We start from the raw sequence: 15567 nt of genomic DNA, 5'->3' as shown, positions 1-15567 counted from the left end.
TTGTTTGAAGTTCGTTAAAGGTATTTTTTAGATTTTCTAGGGCTGGATTTTGAGTGCTTGCTTCAAAGCGCGTCTCGTAATCCCCAAGCCCTATCTGTTTTACAAATTTATCGGCTGATTTTAGGAATTCATTTTGCTCGTTAAAATTTCGCTCAATCTGCGCAATGTTTTCGTTTATTAGCGCATTCATCTGACCTATTTCGTCTTTGCCGACATTTTCTAGCTGGCTTGCAGAGGCTCTTTTGTTGTTTAAAAACTCAAAAAACTCCACAAGCCCAGCACTCGTTTTATTTATGCTTTTTACCATGGCGTTTGCGATATATGACGATATTAGAAGTAACACCAAAACGCACAGCACAACCGCTACGCAGCCTAGTGTTAGTGCCTTAGTCATCTCCTCTTTGCTAGCTTTTGCTTGAGATTTTATCTCATCTAGCAAAACAAGCTCAAACTCCCTAAACTTACCCATAAGTTCAGTAACCGAGCTAAACCACTCCTTTGCTTGCATGGTTTGGATTATAGAGGTGCCTGCTATGACGTTTTCTATTGTATCATTTACCTTTTTATACTGACTACTTTGGCTTACTATTTGATTAAAAATGTCTTTGTATTTTGTCTCATTTAAGGTAAAAAAGCTATGTAAATAAGCATCTATTAACCCCTTTTGCAATGAGACTATGTCGTGCATCTTTGCGCTTACATTGTGTGTTAGAAATACGACGTTTAAATTTGCCCTAAGCTTACCATAGCTATCCTTTGCATCGCCTATGATTAAAAGCCTGTTAAGCCCATCAAGTAGCTTTGGTGATAGGTGCTTTGCTTCGGCTCCTATGTGTGCTTTTGCTGAATTTATTATGGCATTAAAGCCACTTATGACTTTGCTTTGTGGCTCTTTTGTGTCTGTATCTTTGCGAAGTACTGTGAGTTTGTCTTTTAAGAGGCTTTGATTTTTAATGGCGGCTAAAGCGCTGTTTACGACCTCTCTTTGGGCATCTAAGCTATCTTTGCTTCCGCCTGAGACATACCCAGCTGAAAATCCACGCTCTTTTTGTAACTCGTGGATTAATTTATTATAAAGCTCTATTTCGTTTACCGATTCTAGGCTTAAAATAGCACTTTCTCTACTTTTGTAGATACCCTTTAAAAACAAAAAGCTAACCACACCAAAGCAAACTAACGCGCTTGCTATGATAATTAAAAGCTTCGACTTGATTTTGACATTTTGCATTTCCTCCTCCTTTTGCAAAATAGTCCTATCTGGCACTTGCCTCCTGAACATATTTTATTAGATATTTTGCATTCTCCACTGGTATATCTGGCAGTATGCCATGCCCTAGATTAAAGATATGCGGCACTCCTCGCATAACCGCTAATATCTCATCAACTCCCGATTTTATCGCATCTTTTGAATACAGTCTGCAAGGCTCTAGGTTACCTTGTAGGGTGTAGCGGTCGCTAAGGGCTGCTCTTGCTAGTCCCATAGGCGTACTCCAGTCTACGCCAAATACGTCAAAGTTACCGTCTATTTGGCTTAGGTATCCGCTTATGCCCTTTGGAAATACTATAACTGGCACCTCTGGATACTCTGCTTTGATTGCGTCAACTATCTTTAAAATATAGCTAAAGCTAAACTCAAAAAACGCACTCATCTCAAGCGCCGCAGCCCAGCTATCAAAAATTTGAATAGCATTTACCCCAGCCTTTATCTGCGCCTTTGTGTAGCCTATAAGAGCGGACGTAACCTTATCCAGCACAGCGTGCAAAAGTGCTGGATTTTCATATGCTATGCGCTTTGAGATGGCGTAGTTTTTGCTGCCTTTGCCCTCTATCATATATGTAGCTATCGTCCAAGGCGCACCACAAAACCCGATGAGCGCCTTGTCGTTTGCTAGCTCTTGCCTTACTAGTCCTATGGTGTCATAGACGTAGCTTAGGTTTTTCACCGCTTTATCCACATCAAGAGCGTTAAGCTCCTCTAAGTTTCTTATCGGTTCGTCAAATACTGGACCCTCTCCAGCCGCAAAGCGTAGGCTCATCCCCATCTCAAGTGGCACGACAAGAATATCACTAAAAAGTATCGCCGCATCAACGCCTAGTATATCCACAGGCTGTAGTGTTACTTCGGCTGCTTTTTTATAATCCTTGCATAAGCTTAAAAAATCTCCCGCTTCTTTTCTTACAGTCATGTATTCTGGTAGGTAGCGCCCAGCCTGTCTCATCATCCAAACTGGAGTATAAGGTGTAGGCTTGCCTAAACACGCATCGACAAATATCATTCTTTTTCCTTGTTAAATTTAAAGATTTTCTAATTATATCTATTTAATGTTTAAATTTAATAAAAAATCCATTCTTTTATTTTGGTACGATTTTTGCTTTATTTGGATTAATTTAAGATAAATTTGGAGAGAAAATGAGAAAGCTTTTATGTTTGGCTTTTATGGCGACTTTAGCTTTTGGGGCGCAGATAAAGGAGCTTGCTAGCATTTTGGGTGTTAGGCAAAATCAGCTCATAGGATACGGGCTTGTAGTGGGGCTAAACGGTACAGGAGACGGCTCTAGCTCTGAGTTTACTATCCAGTCAATCTCAAATATGCTTCAAAGCATGGATGTAAAAGTAGACCCAAGCTCAATAAAATCAAAAAACGCAGCCGCAGTTGTGGTAACGGCAAAGCTTCCTGCTTTTACACGGCAGGGCGATACTCTTGATGTGTCCATATCGTCCATAGGGGATGCGAAAAATTTATCAGGTGGCACGCTTTTGATGACACCGCTTAAGGGTGTTGATGGAAATATCTACGCCATAGCCCAAGGTGCGCTAAGCATAGGCGGGCGCCCTAGTGGCAGGGGTTCAGGCAATCATCCAACGGTAGGAAGCATATTAGGCGGAGCGATAGTCGAGCGTGAGGTGGCTTATGATTTTGCAGCGCAAGGTGGTATAGTGCTAAGCTTAAATGACACTAGCTTTGATACTGCAGTAAAAATCCAAGATGCAATAAATGCAAATATAAGTGAGGATATAGCAAAAGCAATAGATCCAAAAACAGTTGTAATAAAAAGCCAGTTTGGAGATAGTTTAGTCGAAATGGCAAATAAAATTCTATCCCTTGATGTGGACTATGCTCCAGATGAGAAAATAGTCATAGATGAACGTACGGGCACGATAATAAGCGGCGTGAATATAGCAGTAGCGCCAGTAGTGCTAACTCACGGAGACATAACAGTGCGTATAGAACCTGAAGGGCTTGAGAGCGAAAGTGTAGAAGGCGATATAGCAGTCGGAGATGACGCAGCCATATCGCCAGCGTCAAATAGTATAAAAGTAGCTGGCAAAAGTGCTAGTATAGCAAGCCTGACAAGGGCGCTTAATAAGCTAGGTGCAAGTCCAGCAGCGATAATAGCGATAATAGAAAATTTAAAGCGAGTTGGCGCAATAAGCGCTAGCGTGGAGGTGATGTGATGATTGATAATACCCTTGCACTTAGCTCATTTAATAGTGCAAAGCTTGCTAGCGTTACGCAGGCAAAAAACGAAAAGCTAGACGATGAGAGACTAAAAGAGCAAACCGATGCTTTTGAGGCATTTATGGTAAAAGAGGTGCTAAATACAGCCTTAAAAGATGATGAAAGCGCATCGCTTTTTCCTAAATCGGCTGGGTCAGATATATACAAAAGTATGCAAACAGATGCGTACAGCAGGGCACTTAGTGGTGGGTTTGGGTTTAGCCAAATGCTTTATGAGTTTTTAAAGCAAAGGGGTTAAGCTTTTTAAATTTATGCCGATATAGTATATGAAAAATCCTAAAAGGCATAAAAATGATAGGTAAATTAAACGCTTCTGTGCTTTCGCATTCGGCACTAAAAAGCGAGTCAAAGCCAGCTAGCAGTAGTGGGGCTTTAAAAAGCGAGAATGCAAACGAGACAAAACAGAGTAGGATAGAGCGCATATCAAGCGAGATAGCAAATGGTACTTATAAGCTTGATATGTCTAAAACAGCAAGGGCGGTTTTAGACTCTCTGTCCTAAAAACGGAGAGAAATATGCTAAAGCAGTTACTTGATAAAGCAAATGAGACTTTAGGCGGATTAATCGCTCAAACTCACAAAGATATAGAAAATATAAAAGTCGCAAATCACGCAGCGGTTAATGAGTCTGTTGTGATAAAAAATAGACTTATTAAAGAATTTGAAACAACTAAAAAAGATATAGATAAAGAGCTAGTAGCCCTCGCTAAAGAAAGCGGAGGCTCGCTTAGCCAAAGCCTTGATGAGGATAGTAAGACCTCGCTAGCTAATATGCGCTCTAAATTAGAGGAACTTCACAGTATAAATAAAGAGTACGCACGCCATGTCGTCAGCGTAAAGGAGTTTTTTGACACTATGTTAAAGCAGATGTTTACGCCAAATGATGACGGCGGTGTTTATAAGGCGAGGGCGTAGCGATGCCTAGTATATTTTCGTCTTTGGGTATCGGAGTAAGCGGACTAAGCGCAGCTCAAATTCAAATCTCAACCACAGGCAATAACATAACAAACGCAGATAGTGATTACTATACTCGCCAAAGAGTCGTACAATCAGCAAGCCCAGCGATGAACTACGTCCCAGGCGGCGTGGGTACTGGAACGCAGGTAGATACTATTGTGCGAATTCATGATGAGTTTACCTACGCTAGGCTAAAGGTGGCTAATAATAAATTTGAAGACTCTGCTTATAAGCAGCAAATTTTAGAGCAGGCTAGTAAGTATTTCCCAGATTTGCAAGACTCAAGTATAGGGCGCGATATAGGAAATTACTTTAAAGCGTGGAATAATTTTGCTTCAAACCCAAATGAAGGCTCGCAAAAGGTAAATTTAATAAATTTTGCTCAGTCTTTAAGTTCTGGCATTAAAAATACATCAAACAACCTAAGGGCATTGCAAGAACAAATTGATGGACATCTTAGTATAAATGTAAATGAGATAAATAATATGGCTCGTGAGATAGCCTCGATAAATAAAGAGATACAGCGTGTAGAAAGCGGCAAGGACGCTGGCATAGCCATAAATGCGAATGATTTGCGAGATAGAAGAGATAGGCTAGAGCTTGCTATAGCAAAGTTAGTTGATGCTACGTCGTTTAAATCAGACCTGCGCTCAAATCCGCCAGTTGATACAGGTATCACAGATCAGGGCAAATACTACACTTTAAATATAGGTGGCATGAGTATAGTTGACGGAGTAAATTACCATCCGCTAAAAGTGCTTCCAAATGCAGCTGGGACTGGCTTTAGTAGTGTTTATTATGAGCTTAGAGATGGTAAATTAATATCCATGGAGGATAAGATAAACGGCGGTAAGCTAGGCGCTGCACTTGATTTGCGTGGCAGGCACTATAATGAGCTTGAGAAAAAATTTGAAGATGGCGACGTACAAAAGTATATCGACCACCTAGACACCTTCGCAAAGACCATAATCACAAGCACAAATAATATCTACGCAGGCTCGGCCATGAATTTAGGCACGACAGATCCGCTAAAATACCTGCAAAAAGATAAGACGCTTATGAATTTTAGCGGCGATATAAAGCAGGGTAGCTTTGATGTGGTGGTGTATAATAATCTAGGTGCTGAGATAGCCAGAAAGACGATAAGTCTAAACGGCACAACTACCATGGACGATACTAGTTTTGGAAACTCAATAGTATCTGATTTTAACTCAGATAGTGATGATAATGCTGATAATGACAATACAAACGACGTGAATGATTACTTTTTTGCTGGGTATTATTATGATAATTTGACCAATCAAGGTACATTTAGCGTAACACCAAGGCATACCGAGGGACAGTACACGATAGCATTTGAGGATAATGGGACAAATTTCCCAGGCGTAGTGGGTATAAATCGTTTTTTTGATGGTGATGACGCTCATAATATGCGAGTCGCTGATGAGATAGTAGAGGATCACACCAAGCTAAATGCGTATTCAAACCCAACAAGCGGTAACCGTGAAATAGCAAATAAAATGGTGCAGCTTCAGCATGATAATATACAGTTTTACTCTATAAACGGCAGAGCGTATGATAAGCTTGATACTATCGAGGGCTATTACCGTTTTATCACGACTGATTTAGCTAGTGATACACAGAGTAATAATATCACTCACGATACAAATACTGCGCTTTTAAATACTGCAAATGCTGAGTTTGAGTCTATTAGCGGGGTTGATGTGAATGAGGAGCTTACGAATTTAATCCGCTTTCAATCAAGCTATGGAGCTGCTGCAAAGATAATCACAACTGTAGATAAGATGCTAGATACGCTTTTAAGCTTAAAGCAGTGATTAATGCACCTTTAATCCATGGGTAAATTATAGGCTGAGCGCGATCGTTGCGCTCTTTTTACTTTTTACAAAAGTAGCTGATGAGATTTTTTGATTTTTTATACTTAAAGACCGATATAAGCCTGCTGGGAAATACCGTCTATTTATGCCACAATAGGCAAAATATGAAATAAATTCCAAAGTCTCTATTTTAACAAAGTATTGCTCCTTAGCGACACTAAAGCAAGCACAGTACCCCTAATTCTTGCCAGTAGTATAAAGCATTGCCACCCTTGTTACACAAGGTGGTCGGCACGATTTTTACACTTCGTAAAAACTCAGTGTAAAAATCGGCACTAAGCCACTCATATACGCAGTGCTGGCCTGCCAAAACCAAATTAAGCTTTAAAAAAGCAATACTTTTTTAAAACAGAGCCATTCCAAAATATTAAATTTAAACACGGCGCAAGCCTAATGCCACTAATTTGTGCTAGTAGTTTTTGGCATTACTACCATTACTTTGCAATGTCGGCAAAATTTTAGCACTTTTGCAGAGAGGTATGGGCGGATAGCGAAAAATCGGCATTAAGCCACTCATATAGTAGCTAGGGTTTGCTTTTAATTTTTATTGTTTAAAATAGCTTAAATTTATTTTGGCCTACTTAATAGCGATTAGCTCAAGTGGGTCTATGTGGTAGTTTTTCTGTGTTACTTCAAATGTCAAATCCTGTGAAACCCTTCCTATAATGCTACCCTTTTTTACCACTGCACCCACTTTTACAGAGGGGGCGATTTGGCTTAGATTTGCGTATACGGTGTGGATTTGGGCGCTATTTTCTATGATGATGACATTATCTAGTAGTGCTGTGTGTTTTGCAAAAATTACCTTACCATCAAGCACATTTTTTACCGTAGCGTCTTTTGTGTTTGAGCTTAGTATTACCGATTCGTTAAAAATTTTTAGATTATAAATGGGATCTACGTAGTTTCCAAAGCGCTGCTTTATGCTAAAGCTATCAAGTGGTGCTATGGTCTTAGCCCCAGTATATCGTCTCACTGCTGTGCCGCTATATCCTTGCTGAGGTTTGCCTTGGGCTATATTTTGGCTTTTTTGGGTCTGTTTTTGTGATTTTTGCTCGTTTTCTTTTTGTGCTATTATGGATAGTTTTTGTAAGGTTTGCCTCATCTGTTCTTGCTGGTTTTTTAAATTTATTAGCTTTTTTTTGTAGGTTTCATTGTCGTTTTTAAGCGCAATTACGGTGTCATTTTGCTTTTTTTGTAGCTTTAAAAGTTGCGCTTTTTTGCTTTCAAAATCACTTAGACTTTTTTGTATAGTCTCTATTCTCTCTTGTTTTTGTCTTATTATATTTGTGGTTTCATCGTAGTTTTTGGCTAGTTTTCTTAAGTCATCTTTCATTATTGAGTTTAGCTTTTCTACGGCTTTTATAGATATTATATTCTCAGCGCTTTCGCCCTCGCTATCAGCCATTAAAAGATCAAGCGAAAAGTTTTGCGCTATGATATTGACTAGGCTTGCTTCGACTTGCTTTTGGTTTGTGATAAGCTCATTGTTTTGCCTGTTTAGCTCATTTAGATCATTTTGTGCCTGCTCTTTGCTTTGCTTAAGCTCATCTATCTGCTGCTTTAATACCACTATATCTTTGTTTATGTTTTCTAATTCAGTCTCAGAGCGCTTAATATCATTTGCTATATCGTCTAGCTTTTTATTTAGTCCAGCTTCTATTTTTTTGCTAGAGGCTAGGTCTTTTTCTTGATTTTTGATTTTTTCATTTGTGCTAGCTGCATTTATTTGCACTACTGTAAAAAATAGCGCACACAGCATGAGCGAAATTTTAAACTTCATCGTTTGTGCGCCTATAAGTTTTCATCACTAAGCTGACTGAGATTATACTAATGCCTAGCGAGTAGCCAAGTAGCCGTAGCCCATCTGAGACTAGATCTATTTTTGGCATTGATAGATCAAGTTCTAGGAGTATCTGCTTTAGCGAGCTTATCTCTGGTGCAAAGTAAAATGACGCCACGACAAATAGGCTAGCCATAATGCTATCTACTATGGCAGTACGGTAAAGTATGCCGCTTTTTAGTATAAATCCAGCCCCAAAAAGTGTCATTATCTGCATTCTCTCTCTGTGTTCATATAGCCATATGCGTATCTGTTTTAGGATTAGTAAAAAGCCAATAGCACCTATAATTACTACAAATGCGAGGCTTAAAAGCCTGCTAAGCTCTAGGGCTTTATAAATTTTATCATGTGTTTTTAAAAATGTCTCAGCTTGAGTTACACCGTCTATTTTTAGTAAATTTGCTCTAATGCCTTCTAGTCTCTTGCTATTAACAAAGCTATTAAGCTTTAGTGAGTAAAAATTTGGTAGGGCATTTTTTAAAAGCCCTAGATTTTTGCTTGAAATTTCGCCATTTAGCTTTGAGATTATCTTATCGTTATCTATCTCATCAAGGGCTAATGCCTCTTTTATTGAGCTTTTTAAGTCATCTATGGTAAGCTTTTTTGACGAGACTATAACTATGTTATAATCTTTACTCATTAAATTTTTATATTCGCTTAAGATATTATCTGCAAGAATACTAAATTGCACGGCAAAAAGTAGCGCAACAAGCGGAAGTATAAAGCCTAGATGATTTTTAATGGATCTCATAAAGCCTCCCTTCTTCGATATGAAAATGCCTGTATGAGATTCGCATGTTATCTGGGATTTTATGCGTTACTACGACTACACTCGTTCCAAGCTGTTCTCTTGCAGATACCAGTAAATCCCATATAATCCTGCTTGAATATTCATCAAGGTTGCCAGTTGGCTCGTCGCATAAAAGTAGGGCTGGATTGTGCGCTAAAGCCCTAGCCATAGCCACGCGCTGCTGCTCTCCGCCGCTTAGTTCTAGGGGATATTTGTCTGCCTTATGCCCCATTTGCACATGATGGAGTAGCTTTGCCGCCTGCTTTTTGCAAACTGAGTGCGCATAGCCTTTTATAAAAAGTGGCAGCATTACGTTTTTTTCGACACTCCATTCGTGTATGAGTTTGTAGTTTTGAAATAAAATTCCAATCTTTTGTCTAAGGCGATTTAAATTTGCTCCGCTTATATGAATAAGTGGCATAAAACACACATCAAGGCTACCAGCCACTGGGGATATTTCGCCGTAAAATGACTTTAGTAGCGTGCTTTTACCACTTCCACTTTTGCCTGTTATAAAAACAAAGTCTCGCTGATTTATCTCAAATCTAGCTCTGTTTATGACTATTTCGCTGGCTTCGTAGCTTAGCGTTAGATTATTTGCGCTTATTATACTCTGCATTTAAAAAATCCCTCATTGCCTCATGCGCTTTTAAGTTGTCTTTTGTGCGCAGGGGCGCTTTTATAAAGTAGCTTATATTTTTATCTGTTATAAGCAAATAGCAGTGCTCTGGTGCGTAAAATCCGCCAAGGCTTACTCTTAATAAGGCTGCATTTTGACTTGTTTTATAAGCTCTTTCTAAGTGGAAAAAGTAGCCATCTTTTTTTATTGTGGTGTCTTTAAATTCTCTAAGAATAAGCTCTGGCGATAGAATAGTATTAAAGCTAAAATCCCCCGCATTTTCTAGTTCGGTGCTAATTGTATCACAGTGGTATGCTATGTCATAGATATCTTTTTCTAGCTTTCGCCATCTTGCTTCGTATTTGCTAATGACGCTTAAGTCTTTGTTTTTGGCTATGCTAAGCTTTGGTGAGTGTAGGCTTAAAAAACACTCAGCAGTATATGAGGCGTAGTCTTTCTCATCTGTGCGAAGCTCGAAGCAGCCGCCATCTTTTAGTATTCTCTCACACTCTAGTGCAAAGGCCTCGCTGGCTACTCTTCTGTGAGGAGCCTTTGGCCATGGTACTGGAAAATGCAGGAAAATTTTATCTATTGAATTTGATTTAAGTAGCGCCATTACAAGCCTGGCGTCTGTGTTTAAAAGTCTGATGTTTTGCAGGTTTTGCGCTTTTGCTAACTTTGCGACTTGCTCAATGCTTGGTTTATATACTTCTATGCCTATTATTAGGGTGTTTGGGTTTTGGCTGGCTTGATAGAGTAGATGCCTGCCAGAGCCAAAGCCTATTTCTATAAATATTCTTTTAAATTTATCCGCTAAATTTTTAAGCTCGGCTTCAAATTCATTAATCTCAATTATTTGGCTATCTTTTTTAACGAGCCTATTTTTATTTAGTTCCACAGCTTCGTTTATTATCTCGGCTTGAGCTAAATCGCGATAAGCAAGCAGAGCTTTTTGCAGTATCCCTATGCGCGCTGGCTTGCTGATTTTTTCTCCCTTTACCACTATTGCGTCTTTTGAGGACTTAACTAGTATGAAAAACTCAGCGTCCTCGACTTTGGTAAAAATTAGCTTTGTGCCGTTATTAGAGTGTGCTTCCCAGACAAACTCCACTGCGTCCTTTTTTGCCACAAGCTCTACTGGTTTTAGGCTTTTTGCTCTAAAATTCGGCATTTGTTTTTATTTTTAGGCTATCTGATTTAGATGATTCTAAGCCGTAGTTATCAACAGCGACTACATTATATGTAAAGCTAGAATCAGGGGCTAGTCTAGTATCGACGTAGGTAGTGCCGCTTACTTCAGCCAAAAGTCCGTCAAAATCAGCAGATTTTTTATAAATTTTATATTTTTTAGCCCCAGCTACCGCGCCCCAGCTAAGCGCTATGCCAGTTGCAGTTGGCTCTGCTGCTAGTGATTTTGGGGCCTTTGGGGCTGCTAGGGTATGCCCTATGACCTCTACCTTTTGGCTTTCAAGCCCATCTTTATCAACCACGCTTACTTGATAGTATCTAGTCGCATCATTTGAGGTCTCTAGGTCTGTGTAGGTATTTGTCTTTGAGGTGTCATGCAGGGTGTATGGCAAAAATTTAGCCGAGCTTCTGTAGATATTAAAATGGCTAAAATCATCAAACGGCGTAGACTGCCATTTAAGGGTTATTTTTTTTGGTTCGTCCTTGCTCGCACTAATGGCCCTTATGGGTAGTGGCAGTGGCTTTGTAGTAGCTTTTAGCGGATTTGATGGCTTTGACAGCCCTTTTGAAGTCTGTGCGTAGATGATATAGTAATACGTTTGGTTTGATTTTACGCTACTATCGATAAATTCAGCATTTAGCCTACCTTTTAAGCTTGCGATACGTGAGTATTTTTTATCCTCGCCGTCGGCCCTTTGTATCTCATAGCCATTTACCGCCATGTCTGGGTGCGGTCTCCAGATTAGCTTGACTCGCTCAGGAAGCCCCTGTATAGCCTCTGCAAACGGCACAGATTCTATCATTGCCCTAGTGTGCGCACTTACCTGTTTTGATGGTGCTGAGACGCTGTTTTTTGAGTAGCTTCGTATCTCATATGAGTAGTCTGAATCAGGCTTAAGTCCACTATCTACAAAGTGCGTGGCAAAACGATCCTCCACCTTGCCAACTAGCGAGTAGCCTCCTTTATTTGGTTCTAGGCGATATATGCTATATCCAGCAATCCTCTCATCATCCCCCAGGCTAGCCCACTCAAATCCTATCTCTCTACTATCGCTTATGGTTTTTATTCCGCTTGGTACTGGTAGGTTTGGGTCTTGTTGCTGCGGGCTATTAAGTGTAGCACAACCACTTAGAAACGTCAGAAAAAGCGTTATTAAGGTACTTTGGAGCCGTTTTTTCATCTATTAGTCCTTGATTAAATTTATCGCTTAAAGTCGTGGCAAAAACCTCGTCAAATGGTGCAATAAAGCTCATTAGCTCACCTGTGCGAGGGTGCTTGAAATTTAACATATAAGCGTGAAGCATAATTCTTGCGATTTTACCATTTTGCCTCTTAAAACCATATAAATCATCGCCTAAAATATGGCGGCTTATGCTGGCTAGATGCGCTCTTATTTGGTGTGTTCTGCCGGTAAAGAGCTTTGCTGATATTAGTGTGCTAGAATCGGCGTTTGTGATACGTTTTGCACCGAATGCATCAGCTTGTGTTATTAGATTTACAAATGCGCTTTTTGCAGCTTTTCCGCCAGATTTGCTTACGGCTATTTTTAGGCGATTTTGGCTACTTCTAGCTAGAGCGCGGTCTATTATGCAGGGCTCTTTTAATGGAAAGTCTATTAGGGCTAGATAAATTCTATTCATGGACTTATCCTCAAGCTGGGCTGAAAGTGCTGCGTGAGCGGCATTATTTTTAGCTACTACGATGGCTCCGCTTGTGCCTTTATCTAGTCTATGGACTATGCCAGCTCGTACTTCGCCGTTTAAATTTGAAAGCATGAAGCCTTTTTCGTTTAGCCACTCAACAAGCGTGGCCTCTTTGACGCTTGGCGCGCCGTGGACTGTTATTCCAGATGGCTTATTAAGCACGAGTAGGTCATCATCTTCATAGATTATATCCACATCAAAATCTACTTCAAATTTATTCTCTAGCGGCGTTATGGAGGGCTTTTTCACCCATATTTCGTCATCTATTCTTACGATTTGTGAGGGCTTTTTCGCTATTTGAGAGTTTAGGTTTACTAACTCTGATTTTATTAAATTTGCAGCCTGCGAGCGAGAGATATTTAGATTTAGTGATAATAATACATCTATGCGATTTGGTGTGAGGGCTTTAAATTTAAGCAAGTTTTTCCTTTTAGCTTGATATAATTTTGCCGTTTTTACATTGAAAGGAACGGCGTTGATTAGGCTTGATAAGCGTATTTTAACACATTTTGACTTCGTGCAGCCTATTTTAATACTTCCTATTGTTATTTTATCATATATACTTATATTTGAGGCAAATGCCGTCTTGGCAAACAAACAGCTTGTCTATTTTGGTGTTGGATTTATTGGGTTTTGTGCGTTTTTCCTATTGCCTATTCGTAAGATTGAGTGGATTATTCCAGCGATTTATTGGTTAAATATTATCTTGCTTATTAGTGTTGAGATTTTTGGTATTAGTAAGCTTGGAGCAAAGCGGTGGCTTGATATTCCTTTTGTGCATTTTACACTTCAGCCCAGCGAGCTTATGAAGCCCGCTTTTTTGCTTATGCTAGCATATTTGATAAAGCAGCGTCCACCTGATGAGGAGGGGTATAATTTACGTGATTTTTTGCGGCTTAGTTTTTATATTTTGTTGCCGTTTTTGCTAATTGCCAAAGAGCCAGATTTAGGCACTGCTATGGTGCTTTTGCTTATGGGCTATGCGGTGCTTTTTGTCATAGGGGTTAATAAAAAAATTTGGATTAGCATTTTTGTGGGGCTTGCGATTTTAGCACCCGTACTTTATGAAAATCTGCACGATTATCAGAAAAAGCGCATAGCTGATTTTATCTCCGAAAAGCCAAGTTATCACGTCCAGCAGTCCATCATCGCCATAGGTAGTGGCGGGCTAAGTGGCAAGCCAAAGGACGAAGCGACGCAGACGCATTTTAAATTCCTGCCCATAGCCACTAGTGATTTTATTTTTGCTTATACCATTGAGCGCTTTGGATTTTATGGCGGCTGCGTGCTTTTGGGGCTTTATGGGTTACTTATTTTTCACCTGCTTAGCTTAAATTACAAGCTTAAGAGCGATTATTTTACTCGAGTTATGACTACTGGTGTGGCGGTTTTAATCTTTATCTACGTGGGGGTAAATATCAGCATGACAATAGGCTTTGCGCCTGTTGTGGGCGTGCCGCTGCCGTTTTATAGCTATGGGGGGAGTAGTTTTGTAAATTTTATGGTGCTTTTTGGGATTTTGCAAAATTTGCTTACCTTTCGTTTTGATAAAATGTATAGACTTGTTAGTATTAGGTTTGATTGATGTTTAATGGACTTATTAGAGAAATTGCCACTGTTTATAGTTTAAGCGCACATGAGCTAAGGTTAAAATCTAAGTTTCGCCCAGAGGCTATAGGCGATAGCATAGCAGTAAATGGAGCCTGCTTGAGTGCGACCGCAATATACGATGATGGTTTTAGTGTGCGACTAAGTAGCGAGAGCGTGGAGCATTTGGCTATGATAAATTATAAAGCCAAATCTAGAGTGCATATAGAGCCAGCTATGCGGCTTGGAGAGCGTATTGACGGGCATTTGATGCAAGGGCACATAGATGCTATTGGCAAAATCAGCAAGATAGTAAAAAGAGAAAGTGGGAGCGATTTTTACATAGACCTGCCCCAGTATGCTCTGCCTTTAGTGGCTCATAAGGGTAGCATAGGGGTTGATGGGGTGAGCCTTACAATTAGTGAAATTACCGCTACTGGCGTACGGCTAAGCATAATCCCAATAACCCTAAAGGACACGCTTTTTGGCGAATACACCGTAGGGCGCAAGGTAAATATAGAGACAGATCTTTTAGCCAGGTATATACAGAGACAGATTGAATTTAAAAGCCAAACTAATCAAAAGGAGGAGCAATGGCGACAGATAGAACTCGCTTTAAGAATGTACTAAAAGCAAAGGAAGCAGAGGCGCTTTTTACGCGTCGTCAAGGTGGCGTAAGTAGCGGAGTTTACGGTGGCTTTAATCTAGCTTATCATGTGGGCGATAATACAAATAATGTCAGGCAAAATCGTATGATGCTTTCAAGCTCTTTAGTGGGTAATCGGCTGGTTTTTATGAATCAGCAAAATGGCGATAATGTTGTTGAGGTGCGTGATGTGCCTGAGTTTGAGCCTGAGTGTGATGCGCTTATTACAAATGTACCAAATTTAGGGCTTGGTGTACTTATGGCAGATTGTGCTGGCGTGCTTTTATATGATAAAAACAATATCGCCATAGCAGCCGTACATGCTGGCAGGGCTGGGATTTGTGCGCGAATTTTAAGTAAAACTGTGGCAAAAATGGGTGAACTTTACGGTACCAAGGCTGAGGATATATCAGCTTTTGTTAGCGCTTTTATCAAGGCTGAAAACTATGAAATAGGCGATATGGATTTGGGCGAGTTTAATAAATTTAAAACTGAAAGCGGCAGACATTTTGATATGGAAGCTGCGTTAAAAGCCGAGTTTGAATTGCTTGGCATAACGGATGTTAAATTTGACGGAGCTTGTACTTTTGCCTCTGAGGCTGATTATTTTTCATACCGTAGAGATGGCGTTACTGGCAGATTTGCAGGGGTGATAAATATAAAAGAAGCTAAAGCTTAGGATTTTGCTTGTCTTTTTGCCTTAGGGCTTTGTTGGTTTTTAAATTTTGTTTTTTTGCAAATTTAAAAACCGCCTCGTCTAAAGCACACCTCCAGTTTGCTGCATGAAAAAGGACTCAAACAACACTCAATAAGTT

General features: G+C 39.9%; 15 protein-coding genes and 1 pseudogene. 8 read left to right on the top strand and 8 right to left on the bottom strand.

Features of this window, described 5'->3' with window-relative positions; genetic code table 11:
• Window positions 1–436 precede the first annotated feature (436 nt).
• Together LBC_RS09185 and hemE are read right to left on the bottom strand one after the other, a co-directional pair.
• Window positions 437–1228: pseudogene (locus tag LBC_RS09185) on the bottom strand (nitrate- and nitrite sensing domain-containing protein); the annotation flags it as partial.
• A 25-nt stretch (window positions 1229–1253) separates the two neighbouring features.
• Complete coding sequence (gene hemE / locus LBC_RS06270; protein ID WP_221253563.1) at window positions 1254–2276, bottom strand: uroporphyrinogen decarboxylase; 1023 nt, start codon at window positions 2274–2276, stop codon at window positions 1254–1256.
• Window positions 2277–2410: 134 nt separating this feature from the next.
• On the opposite strand from hemE, the gene LBC_RS06265 reads away from it, so the two are divergent.
• The 5 genes from LBC_RS06265 to flgK are packed head-to-tail and all read left to right on the top strand — an operon-like array spanning window position 2411 to window position 6315.
• Window positions 2411–3457 (top strand): flagellar basal body P-ring protein FlgI, encoded by a 1047-nt coding sequence (locus tag LBC_RS06265; RefSeq protein ID WP_221253562.1) that lies wholly within the window; start codon window positions 2411–2413, stop codon window positions 3455–3457.
• Window positions 3454–3759: a rod-binding protein gene (locus LBC_RS06260; protein WP_221253561.1), complete on the top strand. Its 306-nt coding sequence runs from the start codon at window positions 3454–3456 to the stop codon at window positions 3757–3759. Before LBC_RS06265 ends, LBC_RS06260 begins: the two co-directional genes overlap by 4 nt.
• A gap of 53 nt (window positions 3760–3812) precedes the next feature.
• Window positions 3813–4022: a flagellar biosynthesis anti-sigma factor FlgM gene (locus LBC_RS06255; RefSeq protein ID WP_221253559.1), complete on the top strand. Its 210-nt coding sequence runs from the start codon at window positions 3813–3815 to the stop codon at window positions 4020–4022.
• A gap of 14 nt (window positions 4023–4036) precedes the next feature.
• Window positions 4037–4435: a flagellar export chaperone FlgN gene (gene flgN, locus LBC_RS06250; protein ID WP_221253557.1), complete on the top strand. Its 399-nt coding sequence runs from the start codon at window positions 4037–4039 to the stop codon at window positions 4433–4435.
• Window positions 4436–4437: 2 nt separating this feature from the next.
• Window positions 4438–6315: a flagellar hook-associated protein FlgK gene (gene flgK / locus LBC_RS06245; RefSeq protein WP_221253555.1), complete on the top strand. Its 1878-nt coding sequence runs from the start codon at window positions 4438–4440 to the stop codon at window positions 6313–6315.
• A 637-nt stretch (window positions 6316–6952) separates the two neighbouring features.
• Here flgK and LBC_RS06240 read toward each other — a convergent pair.
• Genes LBC_RS06240 through LBC_RS06215 form a run of 6 tightly spaced genes read right to left on the bottom strand, consistent with a single transcriptional unit; the run spans window position 6953 to window position 12939 of the window.
• A complete protein-coding gene (locus tag LBC_RS06240; RefSeq protein ID WP_221253553.1) occupies window positions 6953–8158 on the bottom strand; it encodes a murein hydrolase activator EnvC in 1206 nt (401 codons plus the stop codon).
• On the bottom strand, window positions 8148–8969 hold the full coding sequence (locus tag LBC_RS06235) for a cell division protein FtsX (protein ID WP_221253551.1): 822 nt from the start codon (window positions 8967–8969) through the stop codon (window positions 8148–8150). The genes LBC_RS06240 and LBC_RS06235 overlap by 11 nt, the downstream gene beginning before the upstream one ends.
• A complete protein-coding gene (locus LBC_RS06230) occupies window positions 8956–9627 on the bottom strand; it encodes a cell division ATP-binding protein FtsE (RefSeq protein WP_221253549.1) in 672 nt (223 codons plus the stop codon). Before LBC_RS06230 ends, LBC_RS06235 begins: the two co-directional genes overlap by 14 nt.
• The gene (gene trmB, locus LBC_RS06225; RefSeq protein ID WP_221253547.1) at window positions 9602–10798 is read right to left on the bottom strand and encodes a tRNA (guanosine(46)-N7)-methyltransferase TrmB; all 1197 of its coding nucleotides are present in this window, start codon (window positions 10796–10798) and stop codon (window positions 9602–9604) included. Before trmB ends, LBC_RS06230 begins: the two co-directional genes overlap by 26 nt.
• The gene (locus tag LBC_RS06220) at window positions 10785–11996 is read right to left on the bottom strand and encodes a hypothetical protein (RefSeq protein WP_221253545.1); all 1212 of its coding nucleotides are present in this window, start codon (window positions 11994–11996) and stop codon (window positions 10785–10787) included. Before LBC_RS06220 ends, trmB begins: the two co-directional genes overlap by 14 nt.
• Window positions 11926–12939: an RluA family pseudouridine synthase gene (locus LBC_RS06215; RefSeq protein WP_221253543.1), complete on the bottom strand. Its 1014-nt coding sequence runs from the start codon at window positions 12937–12939 to the stop codon at window positions 11926–11928. The genes LBC_RS06220 and LBC_RS06215 overlap by 71 nt, the downstream gene beginning before the upstream one ends.
• 55 nt (window positions 12940–12994) lie before the next feature.
• Between LBC_RS06215 and LBC_RS06210 the strand changes: the two genes are divergently transcribed.
• Genes LBC_RS06210 through pgeF form a run of 3 tightly spaced genes read left to right on the top strand, consistent with a single transcriptional unit; the run spans window position 12995 to window position 15431 of the window.
• Complete coding sequence (locus tag LBC_RS06210; protein WP_221253542.1) at window positions 12995–14104, top strand: FtsW/RodA/SpoVE family cell cycle protein; 1110 nt, start codon at window positions 12995–12997, stop codon at window positions 14102–14104.
• Complete coding sequence (ribE, locus tag LBC_RS06205) at window positions 14104–14736, top strand: riboflavin synthase (protein WP_221253540.1); 633 nt, start codon at window positions 14104–14106, stop codon at window positions 14734–14736. The genes LBC_RS06210 and ribE overlap by 1 nt, the downstream gene beginning before the upstream one ends.
• Window positions 14700–15431, top strand: a complete 732-nt coding sequence (gene pgeF, locus LBC_RS06200) for a peptidoglycan editing factor PgeF (protein ID WP_221253538.1) — start codon at window positions 14700–14702, stop codon at window positions 15429–15431. Before ribE ends, pgeF begins: the two co-directional genes overlap by 37 nt.
• Window positions 15432–15567 lie beyond the last annotated feature (136 nt).

The sequence above is a fragment of the Campylobacter sp. 19-13652 genome (genome assembly GCF_019702925.1).
Classification (GTDB): Bacteria; Campylobacterota; Campylobacteria; order Campylobacterales; family Campylobacteraceae; genus Campylobacter_A.
Note: the sequence above shows the minus strand (reverse complement) of the source record. Positions and strands in the feature narration are given on the sequence as shown.

Excerpts from the sequence above, each read along its gene's own strand:
- ribE (WP_221253540.1), top strand. The coding sequence starts at position 14,104 with ATGTTTAATGGACTTATTAGAGAAATTGCCACTGTTTATAGTTTAAGC.
- LBC_RS06220 (WP_221253545.1), bottom strand. The coding sequence starts at position 11,996 with ATGAAAAAACGGCTCCAAAGTACCTTAATAACGCTTTTTCTGACGTTT.
- flgK (WP_221253555.1), top strand. The coding sequence starts at position 4,438 with ATGCCTAGTATATTTTCGTCTTTGGGTATCGGAGTAAGCGGACTAAGC.
- LBC_RS06255 (WP_221253559.1), top strand. The coding sequence starts at position 3,813 with ATGATAGGTAAATTAAACGCTTCTGTGCTTTCGCATTCGGCACTAAAA.
- LBC_RS06265 (WP_221253562.1), top strand. The coding sequence starts at position 2,411 with ATGAGAAAGCTTTTATGTTTGGCTTTTATGGCGACTTTAGCTTTTGGG.
- LBC_RS06235 (WP_221253551.1), bottom strand. The coding sequence starts at position 8,969 with ATGAGATCCATTAAAAATCATCTAGGCTTTATACTTCCGCTTGTTGCG.
- LBC_RS06240 (WP_221253553.1), bottom strand. The coding sequence starts at position 8,158 with ATGAAGTTTAAAATTTCGCTCATGCTGTGTGCGCTATTTTTTACAGTA.
- trmB (WP_221253547.1), bottom strand. The coding sequence starts at position 10,798 with ATGCCGAATTTTAGAGCAAAAAGCCTAAAACCAGTAGAGCTTGTGGCA.
- flgN (WP_221253557.1), top strand. The coding sequence starts at position 4,037 with ATGCTAAAGCAGTTACTTGATAAAGCAAATGAGACTTTAGGCGGATTA.
- LBC_RS06230 (WP_221253549.1), bottom strand. The coding sequence starts at position 9,627 with ATGCAGAGTATAATAAGCGCAAATAATCTAACGCTAAGCTACGAAGCC.
- hemE (WP_221253563.1), bottom strand. The coding sequence starts at position 2,276 with ATGATATTTGTCGATGCGTGTTTAGGCAAGCCTACACCTTATACTCCA.
- pgeF (WP_221253538.1), top strand. The coding sequence starts at position 14,700 with ATGGCGACAGATAGAACTCGCTTTAAGAATGTACTAAAAGCAAAGGAA.